Raw genomic sequence first — 6,149 nt, forward strand, 5'->3', positions numbered from 1 at the left:
TCCTTACTTCGACGCCGAGGCGGCGCGAGCCGTCTGGGCAGTCTTGATGCGCGCGATGGTCCGACGGACCTCGCGCACGCGGCTGGGCTTCTCGAGCTGGCCGGTGGCCGACTGGAAGCGCAGGTTGAACTGCTCGCGCTTGAGCTCGGAGAGCTGCGTCGAGAGCTGGTCGTCGGTCGCGACCTTGATGTCGTCTTGCTTGGCCATGGCTTAGACCTCCGAGATCAGGTGGCTGAAGTCGCCGAGGCGGGCGACCACCTTGGTCTTGATCGGCAGCTTCTCGGCCGCGCGGCTGAACGCCTCTGCGGCGAGCGGGCCTGCGACGCCCTCGAGCTCGAAGATGATCCGGCCGGGCTTGACGCGCGCGGCCCAGAACTCCGGCGAACCCTTGCCCGAGCCCATGCGGACTTCGGCGGGCTTCGACGACACCGGCACGTCCGGGAAGATCCGGATATGGAGGCGGCCCTGGCGCTTGATGTGGCGCGTGATCGCGCGGCGGGCCGCCTCGATCTGGCGGGCCGTGATACGATCGGGCTCCATGGCCTTGAGGCCATAGCTACCCTGGTTGAGCAACGTTCCGCTCTTGGCATCACCATGGATGCGGCCCTTGAAGGCCTTGCGGAACTTGGTGCGCTTCGGTTGCAGCATGTCTTACTTACCTTCTGACACCGTGACGACGGTCGATCAGGCAGCTGATGGGGAAACCCCGATCAGCGCGCTGGCCGAACTCCGGACGTTTGAGCTTCCATCATCAGACGATCCTGCGCCAACGGATCATGGCCGAGGATCTCACCCTTGAAGATCCAGACCTTGATCCCGCACACGCCATAGGCGGTGTGCGCTTCGGCGTCGGCATAATCGATATTCGCGCGCAGCGTGTGCAGGGGCACCCGGCCCTCGCGATACCATTCGGTCCGTGCGATCTCGGCGCCGCCGAGACGGCCCGAGCAGGTGATCCGGATGCCTTCGGCACCCAGACGCAGCGCGGACTGCACGGCGCGCTTCATCGCGCGACGGAACGCCACGCGGCGCTCGAGCTGATCGGCAATCGACTGCGCGACGAGCTTGCTGTCGATCTCCGGCTTGCGGATCTCGACGATGTTCAGGCTGACGTCAGCGCTGGTCATCTTGCCGATCGTGCGGCGCAGCTTCTCGATGTCCGCACCCTTCTTGCCGATGATGACGCCGGGGCGTGCGGCATAGACCGAGATGCGGGCGAGCTTGGCGGGGCGCTCGATGACGACCTTCGAGATCGCGGCCTGCGGCAGCGACTTGAAGATGAACTGGCGGATGCGGAGATCCTCCAGCAGCATCTTCCCGTAGTTCTGGCCCTCGGCGTACCAACGGCTGTCCCACGTCCGGTTGATCTGCAGGCGCATGCCGATCGGATTGGATTTATGACCCATTATTCGGCCTCCAGCTCGCGGACGACGATGCGCAGCCGCGAGAACGGCTTGATGATGCGGGCCGATCGGCCGCGCGCACGGGTGGCGAAGCGCTTCATGACGAGGCCCTTGCCGACCGACGCTTCCTGGACGACCAGCGCATCGACGTCGAGATTATGGTTGTTCTCGGCGTTGGCGATCGCGGAGGCGAGGCACTTGCGCACATCGACGGCCATCGCCTTGGTCGAGAACTGCAGGATGTTGAGCGCGTCGCCGGCCGGCTTGTTGCGGATCAGCGCCGCGACAAGGTTCAGCTTCTGCGGCGAGCCGCGAACCGACGTGGCAAGCGCCAGCGCTTCCTTCTCGCCGACCTTGCGGGGGGATTTAGGCTTGGACATCAGCGCTTGCCCTTCTTGTCCGCGGCGTGACCGGGGAAGAAGCGCGTCGGCGCGAATTCACCCAGCTTGTGCCCGACCATCTCTTCGTTGACCGAAACCGGCACGAACTTGCGACCATTGTAGACGCTGAACGTGAGGCCGACGAAATCCGGGACGATCGTCGAACGACGCGACCAGGTTTTGATAGGGGTGCGCGTCGACGCTTCCTGAGCGGTCTGCGCCTTCTTCAGAAGGTGCAGGTCGACGAACGGACCTTTCCAGACGGAACGAGCCATCGTTACCTCTTCTTCTTGGCGTGACGCGACCGGATGATCATCTTGTCGGTCGACTTATTGTGACGGGTCTTGGCACCCTTGGTCGGCTTGCCCCAGGGGGTAACCGGATGACGGCCGCCCGAGGTCCGGCCTTCACCACCGCCGTGCGGATGGTCGACCGGGTTCTTGGCGACGCCGCGGGTGAGCGGGCGATGCCCGAGCCAGCGGTTGCGGCCGGCCTTGGCAAGGTTGGTGTTAGCGTTGTCGGGGTTCGACACCGCGCCGACCGTGCACATGCAATCCGCACGGATGAAACGCTGCTCGCCCGAGTTGAGGCGGACAATCACCATGCCGCGATCGCGGCCCACGACCTGCACATAAGTGCCGGCGGCGCGGGCGATCTGGCCACCCTTGCCGGGCTTCATCTCGACATTGTGGACGATCGTGCCGACCGGGGTCTGGCCGATTTCCATCGCGTTGCCCGGCTTGACGTCGGTCTTCTTGCCCGAGACGATGCTGTCGCCGGGGGCAAGACGCTGCGGCGCCAGGATGTAGGCGAGCTCGCCGTCGGGATACTTCACCAGTGCGATGAAGGCCGAACGGTTGGGATCATACTCGAGACGCTCGACGGTCGCCGGCTGGTCCCACTTGCGACGCTTGAAGTCGACATAGCGGTACTTCTGCTTGTGGCCGCCCGCGATGCCGCGCGCGGTCGCGTGGCCCATGTTGTTGCGGCCACCGGACTTGCGCAGGCCTTCGACCAGCGCCTTGACCGGCTTGCCCTTCCACAGCGACGAGCGATCGACCAGGATGAGGCCGCGGCGCGCCGGGGAAGTCGGGTTATAATGTTTGAGAGCCATCGCCTCAGATCCCCGTCGTGACGTCGATGGACTGGCCGTCGGCCAGCGTCACGATCGCCTTCTTCATGTCGGAGCGCGTATAGGGCGCGCCCTTCCACTTCTTGACCTTGCCCTTGACGACCATGGTGTTGACGCCCGTCACGGTGACACCGAACAGCGCCTCGACGGCCGCCTTGATCTCCGGCTTGGTCGCGTCGCCCGCCACCTTGAAGACGACCGCATTATGCTCGGAGAGCAGGGTCGACTTCTCGGTGATGTGCGGGCCGACGATCACGTCATAGTGACGGATGTCGATCGCCGCATTGTCCTGCTTCTTAGCCATGGAAGCGCGCCTCCAGCTTTTCGACCGCGGCGCGCGTCAGCACGAGCGTGTCATGGTTCAGGATGTCGTACACATTGGCGCCGACAGCGGGCATCAGGTTGATGCCGCGAATGTTCGACGATGCGTGTGCGAACGAGACGTTGAGCGCCTCGCCGTCGATGACCAGCGCCTTCTTGCCGAAGCCGAGCGCCTCGAGCTGGCCGACGAGCGCCTTGGTCTTGCCCTCGGCGACGTCGAGCGCCTCGATCACGATCAGCGAACCGTCCTTGGCCTTGGCCGAAAGCGCCATCTTCAGACCCAGGACGCGAACCTTCTTGTTCAGGCCGGGATTGAAGTCGCGCAGACGGGCACCGTGTGCCTTGCCGCCGCCGATGAAGATCGGTGCTGCACGATCGCCGTGACGCGCCGTACCGCCGCCCTTCTGGTTGCCCAGACGCTTGCCGGTACGCGCCACGTCCGACCGCTCGCGCGTGGCGCGGGCGGTGCCGCGACGCTTCTCGAGCTGCCAGGTGACGACGCGGTGAAGGATGTCGGCGCGCGGCTCAATGCCGAACACCGCATCGTTGAGCTCAATATCGCCAGCCGAGCTGGCATCGAGCTTCTTGACCTCGATCTTCATGCTCAGCCCTCCTTGCCGGTGTCGTCGGTGCCGATCTGATCGGCAGCGTCGGGCGCAACCGCATCAGGATCGGCCAAGCCGGCGCCGTGCGCGTCGGCAGCGGCGACGCCGGCTGCGACTTCGTCCGCACCGGGCAGCGCCGGGATCTCGTGGACCGCCGCGTCATCGACGAGGCCTGCGGGCGAATGCTCCACGACGGGCGCCTTGCGATCGAGAAGTGCTGCCGGGAACGGCACGCCCTCGGGCAGCGCTTCCTTGACGGCGTCCTTGACGAACAGCCAGCCACCCTTCGAGCCGGGCACCGAACCCTTGACGAAGAGCAGGCCGCGCGCCGCGTCCGTACGGACGATCTCGAGGTTCTGCTGGGTGCGGTAACGGTCGCCCATGTGGCCGGCCATCTTCTTGTTCTTGAAGACCTTGCCCGGATCCTGGCGCTGGCCGGTTGAACCGTGCGAACGGTGCGAGACCGAGACGCCGTGGGTCGCGCGCAGACCACCGAAGTTCCAGCGCTTCATGGCGCCGGCGAAGCCCTTGCCCTGGGTGCGGCCCTGGATGTCGACGAGCTGACCCGCAACATAATGATCGGCCGAAAGCTCGGCGCCGACGTCGAGGAGATTGTCCTCGGTCACGCGGAACTCGTGGACGACCGCCTTGGGCTCAACCTCGGCCTTGCCGAAGTGGCCCCGCTCGGGCTTGCTCAGATTCTTCGCCTTGGCGCTGCCCGCGCCAAGCTGGACGGCGGTGTAGCCGTCACGATCCGTCTCACGACGGGAAATAACCTGGAGACCATCAAGCTGCAGCACGGTGACGGGCACATGGCGCCCATCCTCCTGAAACAGCCGGGTCATCCCCATTTTCCTTGCGATCACGCCAGTGCGCATGACCAACTCCTCAAACAGAGGCTCCCCAGGATGCCGAGGAGCGTGCCAACGAAAAAGGCCTTCCGTCTCCGGAAGACCCCCAGCCCATGTAGATCGCCCCCGCCCGGGCTCGGTTTTTCGCATCGCTGCGAAAGGCGGGGACCAGGACAACGGCACCCCGGAGAACCGGGGGGATACGCCGTTCGGTATCCCTTAGCTTTCTCGTCTGCCTCTACCGATTGGATCGGGAAGCAAACACCGCGGCGGACGATTCGGCCGCTGCGGAGACGGGCCTATACGGGTGATCGCTTGCTCGCGCAACACCTGTATCCTGCCTTCTTCCGTCATCCCGGCGAAAGCCGGGATCCAGAGCTGCAGGCGCCGCGCCCATGTCCCTGGATCCCGGCGTTCGCCGGGATGACGACATGAGAGACGAGGCGCCAGGCTAGATCAAGCCAGCTTGATCTCGACCGCGACGCCGGCCGCAAGGTCGAGCTTCATCAGCGCATCGACGGTCTGCGGGGTCGGCTGGACGATGTCCAGGAGGCGCTTGTAGGTGCGCACCTCGAATTGCTCGCGCGACTTCTTGTCGATGTGCGGGCCACGGTTGACCGTGAACTTGTCGATGTGCGTAGGCAGCGGAATCGGACCGCGGATGAGAGCGCCGGTGCGGCGGGCGGTGTCGGCGATCTCGCCGGTCGCCTGATCGAGCACCCGATGGTCGAAACCCTTGAGGCGAATGCGAATATTCTGCGTGTCCATGTCCACCACCGATATGAAAGAGCCAACCCCTACCCTCCAAAACGATTTTGGCGGGCGTTACACGGGGCAAAAGGAAAACCGCCCGGCCTCCGATGAGGAAGCCGGGCGGCTTGGAAGCGTCAGCTTACTTCGAAATCGCCGCGACGACGCCCGAACCAACCGTACGACCGCCTTCGCGGATCGAGAAGCGCTGGCCCGGATCCATCGCGATCGGCGCGATCAGCTTGATGCCGAGCGACACATTGTCACCAGGCATGACCATCTCGGTGCCCTCGGGCAGCTCGACGGTGCCGGTCACGTCCGTCGTACGGAAGTAGAACTGCGGACGGTAGTTCGCGAAGAACGGCGTGTGACGGCCACCCTCGTCCTTGCTGAGGACATAGACCTCGGCCGAGAACTCGGTGTGCGGCTTGATCGAGCCGGGCTTGCAGAGCACCTGGCCACGCTCGACGTCCTCACGGCCGACGCCGCGGAGCAGCGCGCCGATGTTGTCGCCGGCCTGGCCCTGGTCGAGCAGCTTGCGGAACATCTCGACGCCGGTGACGACGGTCTTGCGGGTGTCGTGGATGCCGACGATCTCGACTTCCTCGCCAACCTTGACGATGCCGGTCTCGACGCGGCCGGTGACGACGGTGCCGCGACCCGAGATCGAGAACACGTCCTCGATCGGCATCAGGAAGGTCTTGTCG

11 protein-coding genes are annotated in these 6,149 nt (G+C 65.1%); all 11 read right to left on the reverse strand.

What is annotated here, in order from left to right; translation table 11 throughout:
* Window positions 1-3: 3 nt before the first annotated feature.
* Window positions 4-207, reverse strand: a complete 204-nt coding sequence (gene rpmC, locus Q0326_RS03935; RefSeq protein WP_298687329.1) for a 50S ribosomal protein L29 — start codon at window positions 205-207, stop codon at window positions 4-6.
* A 3-nt stretch (window positions 208-210) separates the two neighbouring features.
* Complete coding sequence (gene rplP, locus Q0326_RS03940) at window positions 211-648, reverse strand: 50S ribosomal protein L16 (protein WP_298687331.1); 438 nt, start codon at window positions 646-648, stop codon at window positions 211-213.
* Between the two features lie 62 nt (window positions 649-710).
* Window positions 711-1,406, reverse strand: coding sequence for a 30S ribosomal protein S3 (gene rpsC, locus Q0326_RS03945; RefSeq protein WP_298687332.1), 696 nt, complete (start codon window positions 1,404-1,406; stop codon window positions 711-713).
* The gene (gene rplV, locus Q0326_RS03950) at window positions 1,406-1,783 is read right to left on the reverse strand and encodes a 50S ribosomal protein L22 (RefSeq protein ID WP_298687334.1); all 378 of its coding nucleotides are present in this window, start codon (window positions 1,781-1,783) and stop codon (window positions 1,406-1,408) included. The genes rpsC and rplV overlap by 1 nt, the downstream gene beginning before the upstream one ends.
* Window positions 1,783-2,058 (reverse strand): 30S ribosomal protein S19, encoded by a 276-nt coding sequence (rpsS, locus tag Q0326_RS03955; protein ID WP_298687336.1) that lies wholly within the window; start codon window positions 2,056-2,058, stop codon window positions 1,783-1,785. The genes rplV and rpsS overlap by 1 nt, the downstream gene beginning before the upstream one ends.
* 2 nt (window positions 2,059-2,060) lie before the next feature.
* Entirely contained in the window at window positions 2,061-2,897 is an 837-nt protein-coding gene (gene rplB, locus Q0326_RS03960) for a 50S ribosomal protein L2 (RefSeq protein ID WP_298687338.1), read from the reverse strand.
* A gap of 4 nt (window positions 2,898-2,901) precedes the next feature.
* Window positions 2,902-3,219, reverse strand: coding sequence for a 50S ribosomal protein L23 (locus Q0326_RS03965; protein ID WP_298687340.1), 318 nt, complete (start codon window positions 3,217-3,219; stop codon window positions 2,902-2,904).
* Entirely contained in the window at window positions 3,212-3,838 is a 627-nt protein-coding gene (gene rplD, locus Q0326_RS03970) for a 50S ribosomal protein L4 (RefSeq protein WP_298687342.1), read from the reverse strand. Before rplD ends, Q0326_RS03965 begins: the two co-directional genes overlap by 8 nt.
* Window positions 3,839-3,840: 2 nt before the next feature.
* Window positions 3,841-4,719 carry a 50S ribosomal protein L3 gene (gene rplC, locus Q0326_RS03975; RefSeq protein ID WP_298687344.1) on the reverse strand — a complete coding sequence of 293 codons (879 nt, stop codon included), beginning with the start codon at window positions 4,717-4,719 and terminating at the stop codon, window positions 3,841-3,843.
* Between the two features lie 429 nt (window positions 4,720-5,148).
* Window positions 5,149-5,460 carry a 30S ribosomal protein S10 gene (gene rpsJ / locus Q0326_RS03980; protein ID WP_252165656.1) on the reverse strand — a complete coding sequence of 104 codons (312 nt, stop codon included), beginning with the start codon at window positions 5,458-5,460 and terminating at the stop codon, window positions 5,149-5,151.
* A 124-nt stretch (window positions 5,461-5,584) separates the two neighbouring features.
* A partial coding sequence (locus Q0326_RS03985; protein WP_298687351.1) for an EF-Tu/IF-2/RF-3 family GTPase occupies window positions 5,585-6,149 on the reverse strand: 565 nt, incomplete at its 5' end.

The sequence above is a fragment of the uncultured Sphingomonas sp. genome, assembly GCF_937859915.1.
In the GTDB taxonomy this organism is placed as follows: Bacteria; Pseudomonadota; Alphaproteobacteria; order Sphingomonadales; family Sphingomonadaceae; genus Solisphingomonas.